The 25,198-nt window shown below is 63.3% G+C and carries 21 protein-coding genes; 2 read left to right on the top strand and 19 right to left on the bottom strand.

Annotation, left to right across the window (positions count from 1 at the left end):
* Nucleotide 1 precedes the first annotated feature (1 nt).
* The 10 genes from VPH41_RS13525 to VPH41_RS13570 form a co-directional block, all read right to left on the bottom strand.
* Nucleotides 2-718 (bottom strand): hypothetical protein, encoded by a 717-nt coding sequence (locus tag VPH41_RS13525; protein ID WP_328570412.1) that lies wholly within the window; start codon nt 716-718, stop codon nt 2-4.
* Nucleotides 715-999, bottom strand: a complete 285-nt coding sequence (locus tag VPH41_RS13530; RefSeq protein ID WP_328570413.1) for a hypothetical protein — start codon at nt 997-999, stop codon at nt 715-717. Before VPH41_RS13530 ends, VPH41_RS13525 begins: the two co-directional genes overlap by 4 nt.
* Nucleotides 996-3,170, bottom strand: a complete 2,175-nt coding sequence (locus VPH41_RS13535) for a hypothetical protein (protein ID WP_328570414.1) — start codon at nt 3,168-3,170, stop codon at nt 996-998. Before VPH41_RS13535 ends, VPH41_RS13530 begins: the two co-directional genes overlap by 4 nt.
* On the bottom strand, nt 3,167-4,636 hold the full coding sequence (locus VPH41_RS13540) for a hypothetical protein (protein WP_328570415.1): 1,470 nt from the start codon (nt 4,634-4,636) through the stop codon (nt 3,167-3,169). Before VPH41_RS13540 ends, VPH41_RS13535 begins: the two co-directional genes overlap by 4 nt.
* On the bottom strand, nt 4,633-7,785 hold the full coding sequence (locus tag VPH41_RS13545; RefSeq protein ID WP_328570416.1) for a hypothetical protein: 3,153 nt from the start codon (nt 7,783-7,785) through the stop codon (nt 4,633-4,635). The genes VPH41_RS13540 and VPH41_RS13545 overlap by 4 nt, the downstream gene beginning before the upstream one ends.
* A gap of 87 nt (nt 7,786-7,872) precedes the next feature.
* The gene (locus VPH41_RS28470; RefSeq protein WP_442906269.1) at nt 7,873-8,283 is read right to left on the bottom strand and encodes a phage tail assembly chaperone; all 411 of its coding nucleotides are present in this window, start codon (nt 8,281-8,283) and stop codon (nt 7,873-7,875) included.
* Nucleotides 8,217-8,660 (bottom strand): hypothetical protein, encoded by a 444-nt coding sequence (locus tag VPH41_RS13555; RefSeq protein ID WP_152283476.1) that lies wholly within the window; start codon nt 8,658-8,660, stop codon nt 8,217-8,219. The genes VPH41_RS28470 and VPH41_RS13555 overlap by 67 nt, the downstream gene beginning before the upstream one ends.
* Nucleotides 8,661-8,735: 75 nt before the next feature.
* Complete coding sequence (locus tag VPH41_RS13560) at nt 8,736-9,941, bottom strand: phage tail tube protein (RefSeq protein WP_328570417.1); 1,206 nt, start codon at nt 9,939-9,941, stop codon at nt 8,736-8,738.
* A gap of 349 nt (nt 9,942-10,290) precedes the next feature.
* Nucleotides 10,291-10,833: a hypothetical protein gene (locus tag VPH41_RS13565; protein WP_152283474.1), complete on the bottom strand. Its 543-nt coding sequence runs from the start codon at nt 10,831-10,833 to the stop codon at nt 10,291-10,293.
* A 24-nt stretch (nt 10,834-10,857) separates the two neighbouring features.
* On the bottom strand, nt 10,858-11,271 hold the full coding sequence (locus VPH41_RS13570; RefSeq protein ID WP_152283473.1) for a FeoC-like transcriptional regulator: 414 nt from the start codon (nt 11,269-11,271) through the stop codon (nt 10,858-10,860).
* 149 nt (nt 11,272-11,420) lie between these two features.
* Between VPH41_RS13570 and VPH41_RS13575 the strand changes: the two genes are divergently transcribed.
* Nucleotides 11,421-12,134: a S24 family peptidase gene (locus VPH41_RS13575; RefSeq protein ID WP_152257897.1), complete on the top strand. Its 714-nt coding sequence runs from the start codon at nt 11,421-11,423 to the stop codon at nt 12,132-12,134.
* Nucleotides 12,135-12,178: 44 nt separating this feature from the next.
* Here the strand turns inward: VPH41_RS13575 and VPH41_RS13580 are convergent, their stop codons facing one another.
* The 9 genes from VPH41_RS13580 to VPH41_RS13620 all read right to left on the bottom strand — a co-directional run bounded on the left by VPH41_RS13580 (nt 12,179) and on the right by VPH41_RS13620 (nt 24,085).
* Nucleotides 12,179-14,065, bottom strand: coding sequence for a propionate--CoA ligase (locus VPH41_RS13580; RefSeq protein WP_328570418.1), 1,887 nt, complete (start codon nt 14,063-14,065; stop codon nt 12,179-12,181).
* 69 nt (nt 14,066-14,134) lie between these two features.
* A complete protein-coding gene (locus VPH41_RS13585; RefSeq protein WP_328570419.1) occupies nt 14,135-15,361 on the bottom strand; it encodes a hypothetical protein in 1,227 nt (408 codons plus the stop codon).
* Nucleotides 15,362-15,374: 13 nt separating this feature from the next.
* Nucleotides 15,375-16,931, bottom strand: coding sequence for an MBOAT family O-acyltransferase (locus tag VPH41_RS13590; RefSeq protein ID WP_328570420.1), 1,557 nt, complete (start codon nt 16,929-16,931; stop codon nt 15,375-15,377).
* Nucleotides 16,932-17,096: 165 nt separating this feature from the next.
* The gene (gene prpF, locus VPH41_RS13595; protein ID WP_328570421.1) at nt 17,097-18,302 is read right to left on the bottom strand and encodes a 2-methylaconitate cis-trans isomerase PrpF; all 1,206 of its coding nucleotides are present in this window, start codon (nt 18,300-18,302) and stop codon (nt 17,097-17,099) included.
* 97 nt (nt 18,303-18,399) lie between these two features.
* Nucleotides 18,400-20,994, bottom strand: a complete 2,595-nt coding sequence (gene acnD, locus VPH41_RS13600; RefSeq protein WP_328570527.1) for a Fe/S-dependent 2-methylisocitrate dehydratase AcnD — start codon at nt 20,992-20,994, stop codon at nt 18,400-18,402.
* A gap of 11 nt (nt 20,995-21,005) precedes the next feature.
* The gene (prpC, locus tag VPH41_RS13605) at nt 21,006-22,160 is read right to left on the bottom strand and encodes a bifunctional 2-methylcitrate synthase/citrate synthase (protein ID WP_328570422.1); all 1,155 of its coding nucleotides are present in this window, start codon (nt 22,158-22,160) and stop codon (nt 21,006-21,008) included.
* Between the two features lie 69 nt (nt 22,161-22,229).
* On the bottom strand, nt 22,230-23,117 hold the full coding sequence (gene prpB, locus VPH41_RS13610; protein WP_070220951.1) for a methylisocitrate lyase: 888 nt from the start codon (nt 23,115-23,117) through the stop codon (nt 22,230-22,232).
* A gap of 360 nt (nt 23,118-23,477) precedes the next feature.
* A complete protein-coding gene (locus VPH41_RS13615) occupies nt 23,478-23,726 on the bottom strand; it encodes a hypothetical protein (protein ID WP_034751890.1) in 249 nt (82 codons plus the stop codon).
* A 122-nt stretch (nt 23,727-23,848) separates the two neighbouring features.
* Nucleotides 23,849-24,085 carry a hypothetical protein gene (locus VPH41_RS13620; protein WP_152283466.1) on the bottom strand — a complete coding sequence of 79 codons (237 nt, stop codon included), beginning with the start codon at nt 24,083-24,085 and terminating at the stop codon, nt 23,849-23,851.
* Nucleotides 24,086-24,272: 187 nt separating this feature from the next.
* Here VPH41_RS13620 and VPH41_RS13625 point away from each other — a divergent pair, with 187 nt between their 5' ends.
* Nucleotides 24,273-25,130 (top strand): MBL fold metallo-hydrolase, encoded by an 858-nt coding sequence (locus tag VPH41_RS13625; protein ID WP_328570423.1) that lies wholly within the window; start codon nt 24,273-24,275, stop codon nt 25,128-25,130.
* The last annotated feature ends 68 nt before the right edge of the window (nt 25,131-25,198 follow it).

The following is a 25,198-nucleotide window of genomic DNA, read 5'->3' on the forward strand; positions in this document are numbered from 1 at the left end:
TTTATGGCAGAAACTGCCCGTCGATTACGAAGAAAGGAGAAGGATCGCTGACCGTCGACCCTTCCGGCGGATTCCCGTTCATGAGGCCCGACATGAACATCAGACCTGTCGAATATGCGACGCGATCATTTTCACGCAGCAGAAATTGCCGGCTATCCACCTTTATATAACCGGGTTCCCGGTCGATATAGTCAACGTCGTAGTAAGGACTGTTACCGATGGCAACTGGACGGCCAGTGGCGGGCAAGTACGCAGCGGAAGACACATTGCCCGCAGCGACAGGAAACGTGATATTGGGCGCTGCAAAGTCATGGGCAATGGCGCCATTGCTATTTCTCAATAGCAAACCAAACCCTGAACTGCCCCGTGAACTGGCTGCGGAAATCGTTGAAAATGCCCATATATCAACCGCGTACTGCTGATCGAATCCCGCATAATCGGGGTTGCCGCCGCAATAGGCGCCGATGGTGTATACGCCATTTTTATAGCCGGTACCGACAATACCTACCCGCCGGCCCAGGGGCAGATCGACAGCCCATAAAACAGGCCTGGCGGAGGTGAAGGTATACCTGGAATAACCGGCGGTGCGAACGCCTCCGGAAGTCGATGGCTGTTCCACATGCGATAATGTCGCCTTGCCAATACACTCCGTGCCACGTGATTCGCTGTGCACTACCAATTCCTGCATTGCATTGCTGATCCTGAGTCCAGTATTCATTTGAGATAGATTCCTGCAAATGTGCGGTTTTGAGAAGATCCCGTTCCCCTTGCCGGAAAACTGAAACGCGGAACGCCCGATCGTTCGTCGTAGCTCCAGTTACTGTGCGTCGCGCCATCGCTGTAGACCACCATCGGCGTACGGCCTCTTGGCATAAGGGGATAGGAACGCACAATCTCGGCACCCGATATTTCAATGATGTCGAGACAAACTCCCCCGGCAGCAATGCGCGAATCGAAGACCACCAAACCGTCGCGGCGGATTTTCAGACCGGTACTCATTTGATATATTCCCCCAACTCAATATAGGGCAGCGAATTGACGCCGTCGTAAAAATACAGTCCGCTACTGGTCATGTCGTAACCTGCCCCTTTCCCTTCAGGAATACGGCCTGCACTGCGTATCAGTTGAAACGAGCCCGTCACCCCGGACAAGGTGCCGCGAAAAGTGCCACTATTCGCATGAAGATTCCCATTTCGATCCAGGCACCATCCCGTCGTACTGCCACTCCCATTCCAATTGCTGCTATAAATATCACCGCCAATCTGTGCATTTACAATGGCAGCGTTGGCGATGTAGGTCGGAGAAGTGGACGGCGTGATCTGGCCGTAAAGATTGTCCCCAAATCCGGCTCCTGGGCCATCAGCCCAGGCCGATGGAACCGTCTGCGCGGCAAGCGCCACGCCGAAATACCACAGGGAGATGAAGAGATAGGGGTCGGTTCCGCCATCGCCTACAAGAACACAACGCGCCGAGGCATAAGCGGCCCCGGCCGGGGCCGTGGCAAATAGTGTCGATCGGGGCCAGTCACTCAGGGCGCCCGTTACGGCGATGTTGTCTATGACATTTCCGGGTATCTCCGATAGATAAGTGCCATCCATTTTGTAGAAGGCGATGTTGACGGCGCCTTTGCAGCGATGGGAAGTCATATAGGCACTAAGCTCATAGCGCATGCCGGGAATCACTGGAAATTTGCGGAATTTCCCATCGTGCATTGGAGAGGCAATAGCATTGGAGCCTGCTGAAACGGTTCCCGTGCAACAGATATAAATACCACCTGCGCCGCCCGGCAGGTAGGGAGCGTAACTCGGCGCGAAAATAGTCGTGCCCGGTGAGTACGAATACACCAAACCGTAGCCGCCAACCGTGCCTGGATAGGGACCGGAGTTGCTGATCAGGTTACCCGCGCCTATGCCTGCATCCAGGTAGTTCGACGTCAAGGGCGTGCCGGCGCCGAGAATAACCTTGCCGTCGCGGTCCTTTATCGCCAATCCGCGTGCATCGATTTTTTCAGCCGTGACGGAGTCCGCTGCCAGCGCCTTTGTTGCCACTGTTCCAGGTACAAGCAGGTTTCCATTTAGCACGGTTCCCAGTTCCAGCCATGCACCGTCGACAAAGAATTTTGTCATCACATGCGTCGCGTCATACAAGGTCACCACATCGCGGTTGAGCGGCGCGCCATAGCCTGCACGCCCCAGCTCATACACGGCCGACGCATCCGACCAGACCGAGTAACCAGGTGCCGTCACCGTCACCGTGCCGCGCTGGCCGGGGGCGCCATCGGCGGCCAGGCGCGCGGCGGCCGCCCATTCGCCTGGGGCGATGTCGTCGGTGGCCGCGCTTGAAACAGCCGTGGCGCCGGACATGAACAGATAGGCGCCGCCCGCCGACGGCACCTGGGTCGACCAGCCGTTGTTCAGTCCCGACAATTTTCCCGTGGCAAACGTAAACGTGCAGACGGCCGTGGGCAGCGGCGGCGCAATATTGGTCGCGCCACGCTGGTAGATGGGCACGGAAATCACGTTCAAACCATCGACGCCGTCCTTGGCCAGTTGCACGGCCCCCGCCCACTCATTGGCGGCGATACTGTCCGTGGCATTGCGCGAACTGGCAGCGGCCACGCGCACGTACAACGGCGCCGTGCCGGGCGGAATATTCTTCGACCAACCATTGGCCAGGTCGTTGCCGGCCGGCGTCGTGATCGCGGCGATAGCAAAGTTAAAGATTACGCCGCCCGGGGTATCACCGGGCGGCGCAGCGGCACGCTTGTAGGCGAAGGCCTGGCCCGTGTTCAAACCGGACAGGCCTGTCTCACCGGCAGCGCCATCGAAAACCTTGCTGATCATGTAATTAGCTACATAGTCGACGCCAAACTCCCGGATACGGGCCTGCACCAGGGCCGTATCGGTAGTCATACTGGAAAAATCAACCGTGGCCACGTTGCCGTTGACCCGCAACGCCGTGCCGGACGATACCGAAAACACGATATCGCCCGTCACGTTCACGGGCTTGGCGGTAATGGCGATCGACCCAGGCGCACCCTCGCCCGCGCTATTGACGCGAAACACGGGCGTGCTGGCGGCCATCAGGATCGCCTTGCCATCGGCCGTCGTGCTGAAGCGCTCCGCAGTCGCCTGCAACAGCGTATCGCGTTCCCCCACAATCGCGCTCATACGAGCACCCCCACCGTCACTCTGCCCGTCAGCCAGAAGCGCGACAGCAGCACCACCACGCCCGGCACGCCATCCTGCAAGCCAAAGCGTTCGGCGCGCAGCCGCACGGGCTGCCCCAGTTCCAGCATCATCATCTCGGGTTCTCCATCGAATTCATAAATGGTGCGCGGCACCTTGTTCAGGGCCAGGCGCCGCTGCGCTTCCGCGCGGGCGTCGGCCCGCGTCTTCAGGCAGGTATCGATCTGCACCGGGTCATCGCTCAGGCGATAGCGTGTGCGCACCGCCTCGTCCACCACGGTCTCCGTCAGCCATTCCGTCGCATACAGGTCGGCATGCGCGGGCGGAATGCTCGTCGTCAGGGCTGCCTGCAGCGTCCAGTTGCGGTCGAAGCCGATCTTCACGGCGGCCGTCACGGGCAGACGCTGCGCGGGACGCAGAGAGCGCTCGCGCATCTGTTCCGGACCGATTTCCAGCGGCACGCCGGCGGCCGGCAAGGCGATCTGCACCAGGCGCAACTGGCCGGTGCGCGACATGACCGCCTGGGCGCCCACGCTGGCCGCCAGTTGCTGGATCGCTTGCGCCTGGTTCGTGCGGTCCGCCACATACAAGCCCACGGGCTGCGGGTGGGCCGCATCGAAGGCGGCCAGGTTGACCAGGTCCAGGTCGGCCGGGGTAAAGCGGTCGGCCGCCTTGCCGTAGGCAGTGGCGATGCGCTGCACCAGCGGGGCGATGCGCGGCGCATAGCCGCCGCCCTTGTCGCCCTGCACACTGGCCGTGATCGTCGTGGAAAACGGATCGGTGGTCAGGTTGAAGCGTCCCGCCTGGTCATTGAGCGCCACGGCAATCGGCTTGCCGTTGGTGCGCACCTCGAAGGTCGACTCCACGGCGCCGAGAAAACCGTACTCCAGGGTGGCCGGGTTGGTCAGCAATGGCGTGACGTTGTGGCACTCGCCAAACGGTATCGGCAGGATGGCGTCCTTGTTGGGCGTCGCGCCCCCCAGCTTCGCCTCGGAGATCGGCGTATTCAGGCGCTGCAGCTTGTCGCGCAGTACCAGGTTGACCGACTCGCGTCCCGGGCTGGCCACGTCGGCGATGATGCCGTCGAAGACCAGCTGGAAGTCGGCGCGCGGCCAGGAAGGATCGCCGGCCCAGGCCTTGATGGGCCGGTTCATCCATACGTCGCCCAGCCAGCCATCGAGCGCGCCATCGGCGTTATCGAGCTCGATATCGCCGCCCGACAGCCCCGCCTCGCCGGACAGGCTGACCTGCTCGGTGAAGGCCAGGCCGCCCTTGGCCAGCGGCTGGTAGACGGTATTTGCCGGCACTTCAGCCGGACCGGTAATGTATGGCCGCGAGGCGATATACCGCGTCACCTCGCTGCCGGCCACATTCACCTGTGCTTCGATCAGCACCATGCGGATGGCCGACGGACTTTGCAGCCACTGCTGAAATTGCGCATCGGTCATGCGTACTCTCCTTTCACTGCATTGGCCCAGGCGGATGCCCGGGACGATTTGTCCACGCCATCGACCACCGTCCTGGCGGCATGGGCGTTCGATTCGACGGTGGCCTGGATGGTGGCGCCCGTCTGCGCCCGCTGGTCGGCGCGCAAGCCTTCCAATTCGGCGCGCATGGCCTGGTTGTCTTCGCGCAGGCCGCGGATTTCCGCCACCAGGACGTCGGCACCCACGTTCGCCGCCGACGAGTAGCGCACGGGGTCGAACACGGCCGCCGTGACGGGAGAAGTCATCGCCGCCAGCGAGGCGACGGCGGGAGGATTGCTGAACTGCACGCCAAGATCTGCCGCACCGCCCATCGCCGCCCGCAAGCCGGCAATGGCCTGCGCTACCGTCAGCACGCTGTCATTGATCTTGACCAATCCCGATACCTGGGCATTGAGCGCATCGAGACTGGCCTGCTGCACGTCGACTTGCGCGGCAGCCCATTTCAAGGCTTCCTTGTTCGCTTCCACCACGCGGGCGTAATCGGCCGCATAGCGGGCGTCGGAAGCGTTGACCACCTGCGACGCCGTCAGGAAGGCCTGCTCGGCAGCGGACAAGCCCGACTGCGCCGTCGCGTCGCCCGCGTTCGCGGCCGCCAGGGTCTTCTCGAACTGGGCCCGCGCCTCCGCATACTTCTGCTCCGGCGTGAGCGTCGACTGGGCGCCCAGCGCCATGCTGGAATTGAGGCCATTCAAGGTCGTCACCCACGATTTCGATTTCTCCAGCGCCGACTTGGCCGCCGCCGATTCCGTTTCATACGCCTTGGCCAGCGCATCCTTCGCGCTGGTCACTGCCTTGACGGCCTGGATCTGGTCGAACAAGCCCCGGTTGCCTTCCGCGACGCTGGCGCGCTGGGCGGCCAGCAGCTGCGCTTCGCTTTGCATCAGCTGGTTCAATTGCTGCTGCAGGTCCTTGCGCTCGCCAGCGATCTCGCTGGCCGTCTTGCTTGCTTCGGCCAGTTCGCCAGTGGCAGCGGCCAGGTCGGCCGCATAGTCGGCCGCCTTCTTGAACGGTTCGGCGATGGCAAGCAACTGCACGTACATGTCCTGGCCCGCAGCGGTATTCAAATCCTGCGCCAGGACCAGCGCCTTGAATTGCTCGCTCGTCGTCACGCCAGAGTGCCCCATCGCCGCCATGGCGCTGCGCACCGACTTGGTGATGGGGTCCATCTGCTCTGCCTCGCTCAGGAAGTTCTGCACGAAGAAGCTGGTGCCGCTGGTCAGGGTGTCGAGGTCGCCCGCCGCGTGTATCAGGCTTTCGCTCAGTGCCACTGCGGACATTCCCGTGGTGTTGAACGACTTGCCCAGCACGGCCAGCACGTCCGATACCTGCATATAGTTGTTGGCAACGCGGGCCAGCGTTTCCAGGTAGCCCTCGCCCACTGCCTGGTATTTCTCCAGGCCGCCCACGCCGAACTTCGCCATGTCGTCGCCCAGCTTCGAAAAGGCCGCTTCCAGGGCCTTCTGCACTTCGTCGCCCTTCAAGTCCTTCAGGCTGATCTTGCCCAGGTTGACGACGAAAGAATTCAGGCGCGAGGTAAAGGCATCGCCGCCCATTCCCAGCAAGTCGGCGGCCGAGACGATGCTCGTGCGCAGGCCCAGCACGATCTTGGTAAACTGGTCGTTCGTTTCCGCGCCCATGGCCGTGAGATTCGTGGACTTCTTGTCGCTGGAAAACCAGCCGCCGGATTTCTTGGTATCGACGTACGAATTCACATTGAAGCCGGCATTATCCAGCGCGCCCAGACTCGATGAATTGGTGACGATCCCCACATCCTGCACGGTGGTCTTGCCGCCAAAAATGCTGCTGACGACATTGCCGACGAAGCCGCCGCTGGCGCTGCCCTTGGTACCCAGCGCGGCAGTCAGAATATCCGAGCGCACCAGCAGGCTGCCCAGGCCACCGATACCCGAGACGATCTGCTTGAGCGAGATCACCATCGACGAGGAGTACGCCAGGCCCAAGCCGGAATTTTTCTCCATGATTTCCAGGCTCTTGGCAATCGAATCCGACTTCGCGGACGAATCACCGAGCACCGTGCCGGTGCCGTTGGCGGCCTGGCGATCCTTGGCAGTGGTATCGCCACCACCACCACCGCCAGAAACGGCAACGCCGATTGCCAGCAACATGCCTGCCACCATGGCAAATGCGCCTATATTGGCGGGAAACGGTGCCGCCAGGGCCGATGCCAGCGCCGACACGCCATACGCGCTGGACTTGGCCGTTTCCGCGGCAGTTACCGGTGCGACCGATGCCGCCGCACCGGCGACTTCCGCCGTCGTCGCGGCAGTTTTTGCCGTCGTCACCATGGTGATACTGGTCAGCTTTTCAAACAGCGACTTGGCATTCATGGCAAATTCATAGGCGCGGAAGCCTTTTTCCACCTTTTCCATGAGTTCATAGCCGGCCGACTTCTCCTTGAAAAAGCCCTTCGCGGCAGTCGCCATGTCGTGATACTGCTTGACCGTGGCCTTTTTCTTGTTTTCCTGCGCCTTTTCCTGCCCTTTCTCGGACGGGTCTTCCTTCACTTCCTTGGCGAAGTTGAAGTCGATATCCTCTTGCGCCTTGCCGAAGCCGACCATGGCAGCAGTCATTTTTCCGATGGTCCCGCCGACCTTGCCAAAGGCCTTCTCCAGTTTTGTCGCCAACTTATCGGCAAACTCCCCTGTCTCCTTCCACTCCGCCTCGCTATATTTGCGCGTGGGCGCTGCCGGTGCCGCCGGTGCCGCCTTTGCTTTGGCATCCGCCGCGTCTTTTCCGGCGGTATCGAGCTTGTCCTGGCGCTGTTCATCAAACGCAAAAGCGCCATATTTGGCGCCTGCGCCGGCCGTGGCGGCGCTCCCCGCGGCGCGGAAGGCCGCCAGCCGCGTATAGGCATTGCCCAGCCCACTAACCACTTTGCTGGCATCGGCCAGCGATTTCGCCTCGCCGCTATTGAGTTCCCCAAGGGCCTTCGAGGCAGCGGTGGCATCGCGTGCCTGCTCCGCCAGGGCGCGCAGCAACAGCGCCGACGATTCCGCCTCCGTATTGGCCGCCTTCATGCCTTCGGCCGCAGCCAGGCTGGCCTCGCTGATTGCTTTCAGTACCTGCGCGGTGTCGGTCGCCTTCGTCAAGTCAATGACAAGTTTTAATTCTGTTATCTCTGGCATGGTTGGCCCATAAAAAAAGCCGCGCATGGCGGCCGGGTTGAAAAATGCGGGTCAGCCCGCCGCATGCTGGTGCGACAAAAACAGCGCGTCGAGCTGGTCCAGCAACTGGTGCTCGAACGGCTCGATGGCGATGCCGTGGCGCGCCTGCCAGGCGAGGATTTCCGTGCTGGCTATAGGATTGACGGCCATGCCGTTCTGGCGCTTGCGGTTCAATTGCGCGAACCATTCCCACACGTGGGCCAGCTCGAACGGCATGGGAGGCGTCGCCTCCTCGGGCGGCGCGCGGTACAGCGGATGGCGCCGCGCGGCATCGATATGCTCGCCCTTGGCATGGCCGTCGGCCGCCCGCGCGCCGCGCTCGAACTGGTGCCCGGCGTAGCGCAGCAGGCTGGCCGTCAGAGTTTCAAAAAATTGGCCTCGTTTTCCAGCGCTGTGGTGACCTTTTCCTGCCAGGTCGGGTATTTTTCAAAGGCCGCTTCCAGCAAAGCTGCGTCGAGCGGCACGGGCGCGCCGTTGCTGGTGAAGCCGTACCAGCCCGTGACCACGGCCAGCGCCAGACGCTTCTGGTTGCCGTCGATGGCTTGCACCAGCAATTCGGCGCCTTCGTCGGTGGACGCGTCGATGGCCGTCTTGCGGCGCGCCGATTTCTTGTAGCCTTCGGCGCGCACGGCGTTGTTGGCCACGCGGTATTGCTCGCTGTTCTTGCCGACGATGGTCAGGCCGGCCACCGCTTCGCCGTCCGCGTCGAAGATGACGGGCACGTCGAAGGTGACGGGCGCGGCCACCGCGTTGATGTTGCCGATGTCGAAACCTGCCTGGATTTTTTGTGCGTTGTTCATGTGTGCTGCTTTCTCGATCAAGGTAAAAAGTAAAAGGGCCGCCACAATGGCGGCCCCGGTGCAGGTGCTAGCTGGTTACAGCGCGCTGTCCTGGATGGTCAGGGTGGTCGCTTCGTGCTGCGCATCGGCGCCCTTGTAGCGCAGGACGTCGAAGGCGCAGGTGACGATCTTGTTTTTCTCGCCGTCGTCGATCTTGGCCGAGGTGATCTTGATGCGGCCCATGGCCAGCGCCAACACGTCGGCGGCGGGCGCCGTACCCGATGCCATGGCGTAGGCCAGCGGGATTTCCGTCTCGGACTTGAAGTAGTCGAGGTAGGTGGCGTCCTGCAGCAGCACCGTGAACTGGCCCGAGCCCATCACCTTGCCGCGCGAGGCGGCTGTCGCGTACTTCGAGCCGATCACGGGATCGACCTTGACCTGGCCGTCGAGCGAGACGGACATGCCGGTGCAGATCTGCGACGGGATGCCGTTCACGGACAGCATCGCCGTGGCGCCCGAGAACTTGCCATTGCCCGGCGCGGCCAGCGGCGCGGGGAAATACGGCACGGCCGTGGTCGGGCCTTCCGCCTTGCCCATCAGGGTGAAGTCCAGGCTGGTGATGCCGTTCGGCTGCACGGCGATGTCCATCTTGCTGACCAGCTGGTCGACGAAGCTGCGGTGCACGCCGATCTTCGGGTCCTGCACTTCGGCCGTGAACCAGTCGGTGGTGTGGCCCGTCAACGGGGTGAAACTGCGCTTGCCCACCGCCGCCACGCCGACGGAATCGCCGGCCGCCTTGACGATCATGGCCGAACCGTCCATGAACTGGCCATTCAGGTTGGTGGCCGTCACCGAGGTAACGAAGAAATTCTTCGCATTGTTGGCGGCGGCCGGCGCCGTCATGCCCGTGATGCGCACCACGCTGCCGGCGCGGAAGCCTTCCGACAGCCAGGAACCGGCGCTGCGGGTCAGGCCCGTGGCGGCGGCCGCGATGGTGGTTTGCGCGGCAGCGACGCCGCCGGCCGTAAAGTCGCGGCGCAGCAGCGCGGCCATCAGCGGCGCATATGTGCCGCATGCCGCTTCAGCCTTGATGGCGCCCGTGGTGCGGAAATTGCCCAGGCGGGTATCGCCCTGCTGCTGGCTGGCGTCGATTTCGGCGCTTGCGTATTTGTCCGCTTCCGTGTCGAAGGTGGCCGTGACGCGGGGATAGATCTGGCCGCCGCCGGCGGCGGCCTTGCTGCCTTCTGCGCTTTGTTTGCTGATAACGATCAAGCTGTCGATGCCGTTTGCTGTCGATGCCATAAGTAATACCTTTCGTGGGATGAAAAAAAAGACCGCGTCTGCGGTCTTGAGGGGGGAACTGCTGGTAATCAGGAAAATAAAAAGCCCGCGCACGGTGAGATGGCGGGCTGGCGTCCGGACGGCACGGGGCCGTGCCGGACGAAAGATGGGCGTAAGGGCCGTGAAGGCCGTGAAGGCCGTTCGCTGCGCTGATTTCTCCTATCGGTGTCGCGCCGTGAGCACGTCTATTACGAGTGGAGAAGCATGTGGTACTGCCGTACTGCCATGTTGCCGGTGTTGCTGTTGCTGCGTGATCGAGACTCTATTGTAGGGGCGTTTTTTTCATCACCAGGCATATTGCAAAATCTTTTTAGTGACCGAGGCGGCGCATGGCACGGGCGCCGTGCGACTGGAAGATCGATTCCAGCTCGCTGACCATGTCCTTGATCCGTTCGAGCTCGAAGCCGCCAGAGCAGCTGATGGCCGCTTCGCCGGCGCCGTGGCAAGCCTTGCAGGCGACAGGCGCGCCGGCGTGCATGGCGGCGACCACGCCCGTGCCGTGGCAGACCTTGCATTTGCTGTCGAGCCAATGCGCGAGCGACGCTTCGGCCACGCGGCGGTACAGGGTAGTAGCGGCCTGCGCATCCCAGGCCGTCTGCGCCTTGACCCAGCGCCGCGCACGGCCTTTTTCCGCCACGGCCGCCGTCCAGGCGCGCAGCAATTGGGCCAGGTTGCCCGCATTGCCTTCGAACAGGCGGCTGACGGTGCCATCCGCATACTTGACGCGGCACAGCAAGGCGCCCATGTCGCCGGCCAGCGCCGCCGCCGCGATGACATCCAGGTCGTGGTGGACGGCATCGTCGCGCAGATTCTGCGATGACAGCGATGCGATGAATTTTTCTGCAAACCCCATGATTTCTCCTCGTTGATTCTTGTCTTAGTTTTCCTGCGCCGGCCCGAACAGGGCCGCCACCAGCGGATCGCGGCGCGCCGCACCACTGGGCCAGCACGCCGTGCGGCGCACCTGCGGCGGCAGCTCCGCCCAGCCGTCGGCGTCGTCATCCTGTTCGCCCAGCGCGTACAGGGCGGGACGCTGGCGCCCCGGTTCCGTGCAGTGACGCTGCGCCAGGTGGATCTGTCCCATGCCGCACATGTGGCGCAGATAGCGGCTCATGGTGCCCGCATCGAGTCCCAGCAGGGCGGACAATTGCGCCGCGCTGGCCTGGCCCTGCTCGCGTATGTACTGCGCAATGCGGGCAATATGCAGCTGCGACTTCTTGCTGCGTCCCTGTAACTGGCGCCCCTGCCGCGGCACCGCCCTGCTTTCAACCAACTGACTGCTGTTCAACATCTGCCTGACCTCCCATGGTGTCGCCAACCGGCAGACGCTGTAGTGCGTTTGCGACAGGCAACATGTAGACTTTATCAATCGCTAATGTTAAAGTCAAGCATTTGGTAATTTATCAAACGGTAAATTTCAGGTTTAATGTGGAGATGAATATGTATCAATACAGACGCGACCGCCTGCTGGCCCTGATCGGCGAGCGCTACGACAACACGCGCAAGAAAATTTCCGACGTCAGCGGCTGGAGCGAAGCGCGCATCTCGCAAATCCTCTCGCCCACGTACCGCGAGGGGCGCGCCTTCAGCGAAAAGATCGCGCGCAAGCTGGAAGCGGACCTGCAGCTCGACAGCATGTACTTCGACCAGGGCGCGGCGCCCGACCAGGCGGCGCTGGCCGCGCGCGCGCTGGGCGAGGTGCAGCCGGTGGAGGTGGTCGACGGCGAAGATGAGCGCTTCTATCCGATCCGCAAGGTCAAGTTGCGCCTGTCGGCCGGCATCACGGGCTTTGCCATCGAACCGGAAACGCACGACGGCAGCACCATCAGCGTGCCGCGCAGCTGGGTCGAGCGCAATGGCTACCGCCCTGAAAAACTGGTGGCGATCAAGGTCAAGGGCGAGAGCATGGAGCCGGCCCTGTACGAGGACGACGTGGTGATCATCAATACGGCCGACAACCGGCCGGCCGACGGCATCGTGTTTGCCGTCAATTACGAAGGCGAACCGGTGGTCAAGCGCATGGCGCGCGACATCGGCGAGTGGTGGCTGACCTCGGACAACCCGGACCAGCGCAAATACCACCGCAAGCTGTGCCGCGGCAATGAATGCCTGATCGTGGGCAGGGTCGTGCGCAAGGAAAGCGACCGCATCTGAGAGCGAAATTTATCGATTGATAAACTTCGCTCTCAACTTGGCGTTTACGCCAGTGCTGCCTGGATCTGCTGCAGCGATGCCGGGTCGTCCATCGACGTCAGGTCGCCCGGGCTGCGTCCTTCGCAGATGGCCTGGATCGAGCGGCGCAACAGCTTGCCCGAACGCGTCTTCGGCAGCTGCGCCACGAACAGCACGCGCGCGGGCCGCGCCACGGCGCCCAGCTGGCGGTCGACCACGGCCATCACTTCGCGCTCCAGCGCCGCTTTCGCTTCGACGCTGTCGAAGCCCTGCGGGTCCTTCAGGATCACGAAAGCCATCGCCACCTGTCCCTTGAGCTTGTCCTCCACGCCCACCACCGCCACCTCCGACACGTTCGGATGGCTGGTGATGCTTTCCTCGATTTCGCGCGTGCCCAGGCGGTGGCCTGCCACGTTGATCACATCGTCGGTGCGGCCCAGAATGAAATAGTAGCCGTCCGCGTCGCGCACGCCCCAGTCGAACGTGGAATACACTTGCCGGCCGCTGAAGGTGGACCAGTACGTGTCGACGAAACGTTCATCGTCGCCGTACACGGTCTGCATGCAGCCGGGCGGCAGCGGGCCTTCCAGCACCAGCACGCCCTTCTCGTTCGCGCCGCACTCCTCGCCCGTCGCCTCGTTGAGCAGTTTGACCTGGTAGCCGTACATGGCCATGCCCGGGCTGCCCAGGCGCGTGGGCGTATCGGCTACGCCTTTCGCCACCGACAAGATCGGCCAGCCCGTCTCCGTCTGCCAGTAGTTGTCGATGATGTCCACTTGCAGTTCATCGGCGATCCATTGCGAGGTGGTTTCATCGAGCGGTTCGCCCGCCAGGTACAGCGCCTTCAGGGAAGACAGGTCGTATTTGCGCATCAGTTCCACCGGGTGCTTGCGCAGCACGCGGATGGCCGTGGGCGCCGAAAACATGCGCGTGACCCGGTATTTTTCAACGATGCTCCACCAGATGCCCGCATCGGGACAGATGGGCAGGCCTTCGTACAGGATGGTGGCCATGCCGGCGATCAGCGGGCCGTACACGATGTAGGAATGGCCCACCACCCAGCCGATATCCGAGGTGGCAAAGAAGGTCTCGCCGGGCTTGCCGCAGAAGTTGTACTGCATCGACGACGCCAGCGCCACCGCATAGCCGCCCACGTCGCGCTGCACGCCCTTGGGCTTGCCCGTCGTGCCCGAGGTGTACAGCACGTACGACGGTTCGTTCGATTCGAGCCACGCGACGGGCACCTGCGCGTCGAAATGCTGCGCGCGCAGCGCCGCGTAATCGACGTCGCGGCCCGCTACCAGTTCCATCGGCACCAGGTGGCGGTCGACCAGCAGCACGTGCTGCGGCTTGTGGCTGGCCAGGCGGATGGCTTCGTCGAGCAGCGGCTTGTAGGGGATCGCCTTGCCATTGCGCGAACCCGCATCGGCGGAGAACACCAGCTTGGGCTGCGCGTCGTCGATGCGGCTGGCCAGGCTGTTGGCGGCAAAACCGCCGAACACCACGGAATGCACGGCGCCGATGCGGGCGCAGGCGAGCATGGCGAAAGCCGCCTCGGCGATCATCGGCATGTAGATCAGCACGCGGTCGCCCTTGACCACGCCCAGCGACTGCAGGATGGCGGCGCAGCGCTCCACTTCGCGCTGCAGCTCGCGAAAGCTGTAGCTGCGCTCCGTATTGGTTTCCGTGGAAATGGCGATCAGCGCGGCGGCATCGCCCTGGCTGTCCACCCAGCGGTCGACGGCGTTGTGGCACAAATTGGTGGTGCCGCCGACGAACCATCGGGCGAACGGCGGGCGCGAATAATCGAGCACTTGCGAAAACGGGGCATGCCAATCGATCTTTGCCGCTTCCTCACGCCAGAAAGCGTCAGGCGTGTCGATCGAGCGTTGATAAAATGCTGCGAAATTCATGTCTCCTCCAGTAGGCGTGCAAACTGTCGTTGTTGTTGGTGTTGGTTACTGCATGTTGTGCTTATCTGTTCATCTGCGGCCTCCGGTATCGCTATCCTGCGTCGCGAGCAGCTGCGTTGCAAACAATGCCGGCTGCGCCGCCGCGCAGGCACCCCGTTCCTGCGCGATGCGCGCGCGGTTTTGCGCCAGACTGGCGCCATCGAGGGGCATGCCGAACTGCCCGTCGCCGGGCGCCCCAGTCATGGGCGACATCAGGCGCTGCAGCACGATATCGCCCAGCGCCTTCTTGAAATGCCCCGCTTCCCAATACCAGCGGGTGGCACTATCCCGTTCATTGGCGGCGGGAATGCGCTCGCAGTTGTACGCGCCATAGCCGCTGAAATCAGTGAGGGAAATGCGCGCATCCGGGTACTGCGCCTTGACCGCGCCCATTGCCAGCACCAGCCCGGCCTTCCACTCGTCGAACAGGGGCCACAGCCCGGCCGCTTCAAACATGGCCAGCATTTGCGCGTGATACGGATAAATCACCAGCTTGATGTCGGCCTGCGTGGCCGCCATCGCCAGCAAAAAGGCGCGCAAGGCGTGAAAGTCTTCGGTGGCAAGGCCGCGCGTCGATTTCCGGCGCAAGTTGGCGGCGCTTTCCTGCGCCCGTTGCGCAAACATCTTGTGGTATCCATCGCGGCGCACATGGGCGCCATATTCCAGCAAGGGATTGAAGCCATCCGCCGTCAGGGTGGCAGCCTGCGCGTCATGCTGGATGCGCAGCGTATGCACGGCATCCTTGACGGACGCCAGGGAAAAGAGCGTATCGAAGCGCCAGAACGCGCGCGCAGGAGCCGGGGCCATGGTGGTGGCGACAGGGCGTGCGGCCGGCGCGGCAGCGGGGTTGAGAAAATCGATGAATTCCACGCCGACGATGACCGTGCGTGGCTGCACGCCAGCCTGCCGCAATTGCGCGAACTGGCTGGCGGACGTGGCCAGGCCCGTGCCGGGAATCGCCAGGTTATAGCCGGCGCCCAGCGCCGACAAGGCGCTGGCGCGCGGATCGAAGCCGATTTCGGCGCGCGAGTTGCCGAGGATGATGAATTGCGGCCGCCTGCGCAGCGCAAGCTCCTGCTTGATCTGGTTCTGGTAGCGGGTCAGGCCCGGCTTGACCGCATTGAAATCGTCGCGCAGCACAAGGCCATACAGGCCGTAAGGATCGACGACGGCCACGAAAGCGCCAGCCAGCAAGGCGCCTGCCGCCATCAGCAGCGCCAGGGTGGCCAGATACGATTTGAAGGGGGAGGCCGTCATGTTCTGCCCTCCCCTAGAACTGGAAATACAAAAATTCGGCGGGACGGTTCAGCGCCAGCATGCTCGCCAGCGCCAGCAGGGCGATGGCCGCCGCCCACGCGGGCGAGGCACGCCAGGTGAGCAGGCGCCGCACACCCCGCCCGCCCTGCCCGTCCGCTGCGGCACTGGCCTGGAAATCCAGCGCGGGATCGAAACGGCGCATGATCTGCTGCGTATTCGGCATGGCAAACGTCAGCAGCGCCGCCACCGCTATCCACGTCCAGGTCTCGATGAAGACGGTGCCGCCGCCCAGGTAAAAGCCCGTGCCCATGGCCGTCAGCGCAGCGTGCAGCGGCAGCAGATGGGCAGCCAGCGCATCGGGCAGGGCGAGGCCAAAGCCACCCGCCATGCCCTTGATGATCGTCAGGGCGACGGGCATGTCGGGAGCGCGAAAGAAGACCCAGGCAACACAGACGGCGGCAAAGGTGAGCAGGGTCGCCAGGACCTTCCCCACGCGCGTATCGCCCGCCAGGTGAAACCGGCGCGCGGCGGTGCTCCAGCCCTTGTGGATGACCAGGTAGGCGCCATGCAGAGCCCCCCATACGATGAAATTCCAGCCGGCGCCATGCCACAAGCCGCCCAGCACCATCGTGATCATCAGGTTCAGGTAGCGCCGCACGGGGCCGCAGCGCTTGCCGCCCAGCGGGATGTACAGGTAATCGCGCAGGAAGCGCGACAGGGTCATGTGCCAGCGGCGCCAGAATTGCGCGATATTGCGCGATTGATAGGGCGAGTCGAAATTCAGGGGAAGGCGCACGCCGAACAGGCGCGACAGGCCGATGGCCATGTCGGAATAACCGGAAAAATCGAAGTACAGCTGGAAGGCATACGCCAGAACCCCGCCCCAGGCGATCAGCAGCGATGGCGTACCCGGGTTGTCGAACAGCGGCGCTGCATACGGGCCGATATTGTCGGCAATCAGCACTTTTTTTGCCAGGCCGATGAAAAAGATGGTGCTGCCGATGGCGACATTCCTGGCCGACAGGCGAAAGATGCGCCGGTCGGCGAACTGCGGCATCATTTCCTTGTGGTGCAGTACGGGGCCGGCAATCAGATGGGGGAAGTACGTGACAAACAGCAGGTAGTGGACGAAGCGGCTTTCCTGCGCCCTGCCCTTGTAGGTATCGACCAGAAAGGCGATCTGGGTAAAGGTAAAAAATGAAATGCCGATCGGCAGAATCACATGCAAGGCGGGCAGCGGCTGCGCCAGCAATTGCGCCGCGCTGGCAAGGAAAAATCCCGCGTACTTGTAGTAGGCGAGCAGGCCAAGGTTGGCGGCGATGGCCGCCGCCAGCAAGCCTTTGCGGTGGCTGGCGCGTCCTGGCGCAAGCAGGGCCGCGCAGCCGTAATTGAAGATGACGGAGCCCAGCAGCAATGGCAGGTAGCGGTAATCCCACCAGCCGTAGAAGAACAGCGAGGCGCCTGCCAGCCAGGCTGCCGCCCCCCATTGACTGCGGCGTCCCAGGATGAAAAATCCCGCGACCGTGATGGGCAGATACGCAAACAGGAAGACGTAGGAATTGAATAGCATCTGTTCACCGGTCTGGCAGGGTTAAGGTGTGCTGATGGTGGCCACGTGCCGCAATGGCGCGGCGTCACGCCATTTTTCCCCGTCGTTCAGTTTCCGGCTAGCGGAAAAATCAATTTTTCTTGAGATTCACGACAGGCCGGGCCCCTGCGGCCCGGCCAGCAAGGCTTATGCGCTGAAGGAATCGCCAGGAATGCGCACGGCCCCCTCCATCAGCACGCGCGCGCTGCGGCTCATGATGGCCTTGGTGACGCTCCAGGCGCCATCGACCAGCGCCGCTTCCGCCCCCACCATCAGGGTACCGGACGGATGGCCGAAACGTACCGAGTTACGCGCGCCGCCGCCCGCCGCCAGGTTGACCAGGGTGCCGGGAATGGCGGCCGCCGTGCCGATGGCCACGGCCGCCGTGCCCATCATGGCGTGGTGCAGCTTGCCCATGGACATGGCGCGCACCAGCAGGTCGATCCCGCCCGCGTCCACCTGCTTGCCGCTGGACGACACATAGCTGGCCGGCCTGGCGACAAACGCCACTTTCGGCGTGTGCTGGCGTTTGGCCGCTTCATCCAGGTGGGAAATCAAGCCCATGCGCAAGGCGCCATGCGCGCGGATGGTCTCGAAGCGGGCCAGCGCGGCCGGATCGCCATTGATGGCGTCCTGCAGTTCCGTGCCCGTGTAGCCGATGGCGTGCGCGTCGACAAAGATCGTCGGGATGCCCGCATTGATCATCGTGACTTTCAACACGCCGATGCCGGGCACGTCCAGGTCGTCGACGAGGTTACCGGTAGGGAACATGGCCGAGCTGGCGCCGTCGCCGCCCTCCTCGTCTGCCGCCGGGTCGAGGAATTCCAGCTTCACTTCAGCGGCCGGGAAGGTCACGCCATCGAGCTCGAAGTCGCCCGTTTCCTGCACTTCGCCATGCGTCACGGGGACATGGGCGATGATGGTCTTGCCGATATTGGCTTGCCAGATGCGCACCGTGGCGATGCCGTTTTGCGGCACGCGCCCTGGATCTACCAGGCCGCTGGCGATGGCGAACGAGCCGACGGCGGCCGACAGGTTGCCGCAGTTGCCGCTCCAGTCGACGAACGGCTTGTCGATGGAAACCTGGCCAAACAGGTAGTCGACGTCGTGCTCGGGCTGCGTGCTGGCCGACAGGATCACCGTCTTGCTGGTGCTGGACGTGGCGCCGCCCATGCCGTCGATCTGCTTGCCGTACGGGTCGGGGCTGCCGATCACGCGCAGCAGCAAGGCATCGCGCGCCGCGCCCGGCACTTGCGCGCTGGCCGGCAAATCCTGCAGGCGGAAGAACACGCCCTTGCTGGTGCCGCCACGCATGTAGGTGGCGGGGATTTTGATTTGGGGGATGTGGGTCATTGTATATTTCCGCAGAAGTTCTTTGCCTGCGCTGCGAAGACGACAGCCTCCCCGCCGCACAAGGCTGGGGTCAGACCCGGCGGGTCTGACCCCTGGTTTACGCCGCCTTCGACGACTCGAGGAAATCCTGCGCGAAGCGCTGCAGCACGCCGCCGGCCTCGTAGATCGACACCTCTTCCGCCGTGTCGAGGCGGCAGGTGACGGGCACTTCCACCGTTTCGCCGTTCTTGCGGTGAATGAGCAGGGTCAGGGTGGAGCGCGGCGTGCGCTCGCCCGCGACGTCGTAGGTTTCGCTGCCGTCGATGCCCAGGGTCTTGCGGTTCACGCCAGGCAAGAATTCCAGCGGCAAGACACCCATGCCCACCAGGTTGGTGCGGTGGATGCGCTCGAAGCCTTCGGCCACGATGGCTTCCACGCCGGCCAGGCGCACGCCCTTGGCGGCCCAGTCGCGCGAGGAACCCTGGCCATAGTCGGCGCCGGCGATGATGATCAGGGGCTGCTTGCGCTCCATGTACACCTCAATGGCTTCCCACATGCGCGAGATCTTGCCTTCCGGCTCGATGCGCGCGAGCGAACCCGCCTTGACCTTGCCGTCTTCGATCACCATCTCGTTTTTCAGGGTCGGGTTGGCAAACGTGGCGCGCTGCGCCGTCAGATGGTCGCCCCGGTGCGTCGCGTAGGAATTGAAGTCTTCCTCGGGCAAGCCCATTTTCGCCAGGTATTCGCCGGCCGCGCTGTCGAGCATGATGGCGTTCGATGGCGACAGGTGGTCGGTCGTGATGTTGTCGCCCAGGACGGCCAGCGGACGCATGCCCTTCAATGGACGCGCGCCAGCCAGCGCGCCTTCCCAGTACGGAGGACGGCGGATGTATGTCGTCTGCGGACGCCAGTCGTACAGGGGGCTGACCTTGATGCCGTCATCTGCCTGCGCGGCGAACATGGGGATATACACCTTGCGGAACTGCTCCGGCTTGACGCTGGACGCGACGATGGCGTCGATTTCCTCGTCGGACGGCCAGATATCCTTGAGCAGTATAGCCTTGCCATCCGCGTCATGGCCCAGCACGTCCTTCTCGATATCGAAGCGGATGGTGCCGGCGATCGCATACGCCACGACCAGCGGCGGCGAGGCGAGGAAAGCCTGCTTCGCGTACGGGTGGATGCGGCCGTCGAAATTGCGGTTGCCCGACAAGACAGCCGTCGCGTACAGGTCGCGCGATACCACTTCATCCTGGATCACGGGATCGAGCGCGCCCGACATGCCGTTGCACGAGGTGCAGGCAAACGCCACGACGCCAAAGCCCAATGTTTCAAGCTCCGGCATCAGGCCCGCTTCCTGCAGATACAGCTCCACCGTTTTCGAGCCGGGCGCCAGCGACGATTTGACCCACGGCTTGCGCGTGAGGCCCAGGCGGTTCGCATTGCGCGCGATCAGGCCGGCGGCGATCATGTTGCGCGGGTTGTTCGTATTGGTACAGCTGGTGATGGCCGCAATGATGACGGCGCCGTCCGGCATCTTGCCCGGCTCGTTTTCCACCACGCCGGAAATCCCGCGCGCCGCCAGTTCCGACGTCGGCACGCGGTTGTGCGGGTTCGACGGACCCGCGATATTGCGCACGACGGACGACAGGTCGAAGCTCAGGACGCGCTCGTACTGCGCGTCGGCCAGGCTGTCGGCCCACAGGCCCGTCTCTTTCGCATACAGCTCCACCAGCTTCACCAGTTCGTCGTCGCGGCCCGTCAATTTCAGGTATTTGATGGTTTGCGCGTCGATGTAGAACATGGCGGCCGTGGCGCCGAATTCCGGCGCCATGTTGGAAATCGTGGCGCGGTCGCCCAGGGTCAGGTGCGACGCGCCCTCGCCGAAGAATTCCAGGTAGGACGAGACGACCTTCTGCTTGCGCAAAAATTCCGTCAGCGCCAGCACCGTATCGGTCGCCGTAATGCCCGGCTGCGGCTTGCCCGTCAGCTTGACGCCGATGATGTCGGGCAGGCGCATCCACGAAGCGCGGCCCAGCATCACGCTTTCCGCTTCCAGGCCGCCCACGCCGATGGCGATCACGCCCAGCGCATCGACCATCGGCGTGTGCGAATCCGTGCCCACCAGGGTATCGGGATAGGCCACGCCATCCTGGACCTGGATCACGGGCGACATGCGCTCGAGATTGATCTGGTGCAGGATGCCGTTGCCTGGCGGGATCACGTCGACGTTCTTGAACGCTTTCTTGGTCCAGTCGATGAAGTCGAAACGGTCTTCATTGCGGCGGTCTTCGATGGCACGGTTCTTGGCGAAGGCGTCCGGGTCGAAACCGCCGCATTCGACGGCCAGCGAGTGGTCGACCACCAGCTGCGTCGGCACGACGGGATTGACCAGGGCCGGGTCGCCGCCCTGGGCCGCGATGGCGTCGCGCAGGCCGGCCAGGTCCACCAGGGCCGTCTGGCCCAGGATGTCATGGCAGACCACGCGGGCGGGGAACCACGGGAAATCGAGGTCGCGGCGGCGTTCGATGAACTGGCTCAGGGAGGCGTTCAGGGTGGCCGGGTCGCAGCGGCGCACGAGGTTCTCCGCCAGCACGCGCGAAGTGTAGGGCAAGGTGGCGTAGGCGCCTGGCTGGATCGCATCGACGGCGGCGCGCGTGTCGAAGTAGTCTAGCTGGGTGCCCGGCAAGGATTTGCGGTGCAGGGTATTCATGTTGGCGTTCATTATTTGCGGTCCTTGATCGGGACGAATTCCAGGTCTTCCGGACCCACGTAGTTGGCGCTCGGGCGGATGATCTTGTTGTCGATGCGCTGCTCGATGATGTGGGCGGCCCAGCCCGAGGTGCGCGAGATGACGAACAGCGGCGTGAACATCGCCGTCGGCACGCCCATCATGTGGTAGGACACGGCCGAGAACCAGTCCAGATTCGGGAACATGTTCTTGATTTCCCACATGACCGATTCCAGGCGCTCGGCGATGTCGAACATCTTCGTGGAACCCGCTTCCAGCGACAGATTGCGCGCCACTTCCTTGATGACCACGTTGCGCGGGTCCGAGATCGTGTAGACGGGGTGGCCGAAGCCGATCACCACTTCCTTGTTGGCCACGCGCTCGCGGATGTCCGCTTCCGCTTCGTCGGCGTTGTCGTAGCGCTTCTGGATGTCCAGCGCCACTTCATTGGCGCCGCCGTGTTTCGGGCCGCGCAGCGCGCCGATGGCGCCCGTGATGGCCGAGTGGATGTCCGAGCCCGTGCCGGCGATCACGCGGCTGGTGAAGGTGGAGGCGTTGAATTCGTGTTCCGCGTACAGGATCAGCGAGGTGTGCATGGCTTTTTCCCACGAGGCCGACGGTTTTTCGCCGTGTAGCAGGTGCAGGAAGTGGCCGCCGATCGACTCGTCGTCCGTTTCCACTTCGATGCGCTTGCCGTTATGGCTGTAGTGGTACCAGTACAGCAGCATGGAGCCGAACGACGCCATCAGGCGGTCGGCGATGTCGCGCGCGCCCGGCGCGTTATGGTCGTCCTTTTCCGGCAGGGTGCAGCCCAGCGCGGACACGCCCGTGCGCATCACGTCCATCGGGTGGGCGGCGGCAGGCAGCGCTTCCAGCGCCAATTTCACTGCCGACGGCAGGCCGCGCAGAGACTTCAGCTTGGCCTTGTAGCCTTTCAGTTCGGCGCTGGTCGGCAGCTTGCCGTGCACCAGCAGGTAGGCGATTTCCTCGAACTCGCAGCTGTCGGCCACGTCCAGGATGTCATAGCCGCGGTAGTGCAAATCGTTGCCGGTCTTGCCGACCGAGCACAGCGCCGTGTTGCCGGCGGTGACGCCGGACAGGGCGACGGATTTTTTAGGCTTGAAAGTGGCGGCTTGCGGTGCGGTCATTGTGTTCTCCAGATTGAATAGTCTCGGGTGCGTCACTGCGGGACCGACATGCGGCCCCTGCTTCTCTATTTATTTCTTTTGCGCAGCGAACAGCGCATCGAGCTTTTGCTCGAAATCGTGGTAGTTGATCGATTCATACAGCTCCATGCGCGTCTGCATGGTGTCGACGACATTCTTTTGCGTGCCGTCGCGGCGCAGCGCCTGGTAGACGTTTTCCGCCGCCTTGTTCATGGCGCGGAACGCCGACAGCGGATACAGGGCCAGGCCCACGTGGGCGCTGCGCAGTTCGTCCAGGGTGAACAGCGGCGTGGAACCGAATTCCGTGATGTTGGCCAGGATGGGCACGTTGACGGCCTTGGCGAACGTGGCGTACATGTCCAGGTCCGTGATGGCTTCCGGGAAGATCATGTCGGCGCCCGCCTCCACGCAGGCGACGGCGCGCTCGAGTGCCGCTTCCAGGCCATCGACGGCCAGCGCATCGGTGCGCGCCATGATGACGAAGTTCGGGTCCGTGCGCGCATCGACGGCCGCCTTGATGCGGTCGACCATTTCTTCCTTGCTCACGATTTCCTTGCCCGGACGATGACCGCAGCGCTTGGCGCCCACCTGGTCTTCGATATGCAGGCCGGCCGCGCCGAACTTGATCATCGATTTCACCGTGCGCGCCACGTTGAAGGCGGACGCGCCGAAGCCCGTGTCGGCATCGACCAGCAGCGGCAGGTCGCACACGTCGGTGATGCGGCGGATGTCCGTCAGCACGTCGTCCAGGCTGGAAATGCCCAGGTCGGGCAAGCCCAGGGAACCGGCCGCGACGCCGCCGCCGGACAGGTAGATGGCCTTGTAGCCGGCGCGCTTGGCCAGCAAGGCGTGGTTGGCGTTGATGGCGCCGACGACTTGCAACGGGGATTCTTCCTGGACGGCCTTGCGGAATGCGGCACCTGCGGAGTATTGAGTCATGTGTTCACCTTATGGGTTTCGGATGGTCCCGAATGTTTCACGGAGTGGCTATGAGCATCAGTAGTGCAAATGCCGTGCCAGGCCGGCGAGGCATGGCGCACAACACGTGGACGGCAGAGTGAAAACCGGCGAAAAGTGGCCAGCCAGCGCTGCTCCAGGGCTGTCACGCCACGGAACGGCGATGTCACGTTTGTCCAGTGCGATGCTTCATTATTGTTTCACTATTTCATTTTGAAACACAATATTGAAACATGCAACAACGCTGGCTGAAAAGATGGAGGCAGGCAGAGGCGCCGCCGGTGGCGCGCAATAAAAACAGCCGGCGGATGCCGGCTGCGGGAACACTGAAAGAGCAAAGAACTAGGCCAGCCGTACCAGCGGGTTGGCGATGATGTTGTCGATCTGGCGCACGGCTTCTTCGCAGGCGGCGGCAATGGCGCCCTCCTCGTCGTCGCGCACGAACTGCATGGTCGAGCCTTCGAACACTTCCAGGCCTTCCGCCGTGGCGCGCTCGATGTCGCAGCTGGCCGACCATTTGCCATCGGTGGTGGGCACGGCCAGGGGAACGATTTCCCAGCCTTTATAGTGAATTTTAGAACTGCTATTCATGGGGTGCCTCCTTCGTGGCTGACTCAATGGGGAAATCGTAGCATGAAGCGCGGCCGCTAGCGACGTGTTTCACGCGCCAGCCTAAGCCAGGCGCACTTTCGGGCTAAACGATTTACGCTGGCTCAAGGGCGCAGCAGATTATCGACTTCCGTCTTGGCCACTTCCAGGCCGGCCGTGCAAGCCGTTTCAGGCGCCGCATAGCCGCCCAGGGTGCGGCTGCGCGTGATCGCCTGCGCCGCCGTCTCGCCTTCGCGCTGCAGGCTGTAGGTAAAATCCCATAAATCGTCATTGTCCTTTTGCGGGGTCACCGAAATCGTAAAACCGCGGTATTGCTCGCTGCGTGCAGTGGTATCGTTCATGAATTCCTCCTTGTAGGATGAGGTTACCACGCAGCAAGCGCCAGGGTGCGCACGACTGTGACGGGCGCATGCCTGCCCGCTTATCTGTTTTCCGCATGTTAAATGTCAATTTTCAACATTTTTTCAGCGAACTCTGGCGCTATAATGCCCTTCCCTGTCCATCCCTTGCCCGTCCCTTGCCGCCGCGATGACCCCACAAATCCAAGCCTTCTTCGACCCCACCACCGCCACCGTCACCTATGTTGTCTACGAGGCGGATGGCCAGGACTGCGCCATCATCGATTCCGTGCTCGACTACGATCCGAAGGCGGGCCGCACCTCGACCACGTCGGCCGACAAGGTGATCGCCTTCGTACGCGCGCACCGCTTGCAATGCCGCTGGCTGCTGGAAACCCATGCGCATGCAGACCACCTGTCCGCCGCTCCCTACCTGCAGCAGCAGCTGGGCGGCGACGTGGCCATCGGCGCCGCCATCCAGACGGTGCAGCAGGCGTTCGCCGCCGTCTACCACCAGGGTGCGGCCAAGGCCGACGGCTCGCAGTTCGACCAGCTGTTCGCGCCCGACCAGGTGTTTTATATCGGCAAGCTGGAAGTGCGCGCGCTGCACGTGCCCGGCCACACGCCGGCCGACCTGGCTTACCAGATCGGCGACGCCGTGTTTGTCGGCGACACCCTGTTCATGCCGGACGTGGGTTCGGCCCGCTGCGACTTCCCCGGCGGCTCGGCCGCACTGCTGTACCGTTCCGTGCAGCGATTGCTGGCGCTGCCGCCCCAGACGCGGCTGTTCATGTGCCACGACTACCCGCCCAACGGCCGCGAGGCGCGCTGGGAAGTGACGGTAGCCGAACAGCGCGCCAGCAACATCCACCTGCGCGACGGCATCACGGAAGAACAGTTCGTGGCCATGCGCACGGGCCGCGACGCCACCCTCGACATGCCGACCTTGATCCTGCCCGCCATCCAGGTCAACATCAATGCGGGCAAGCTGCCCGAGCCGGAAGAAAACGGCGTGCGCTACCTCAAGATACCGCTGAACGCGATCTGACCGCCCCGGCATTCCCTGCCCGCCGCCCGTCCTTTCTTGACACCACGCAAGTTCCACCTCAGGCAATC

Origin of the sequence: Janthinobacterium sp. P210006 (assembly GCF_036231885.1) — a bacterium.
Lineage (GTDB): Bacteria > Pseudomonadota > Gammaproteobacteria > Burkholderiales > Burkholderiaceae_D > Janthinobacterium > Janthinobacterium violaceinigrum.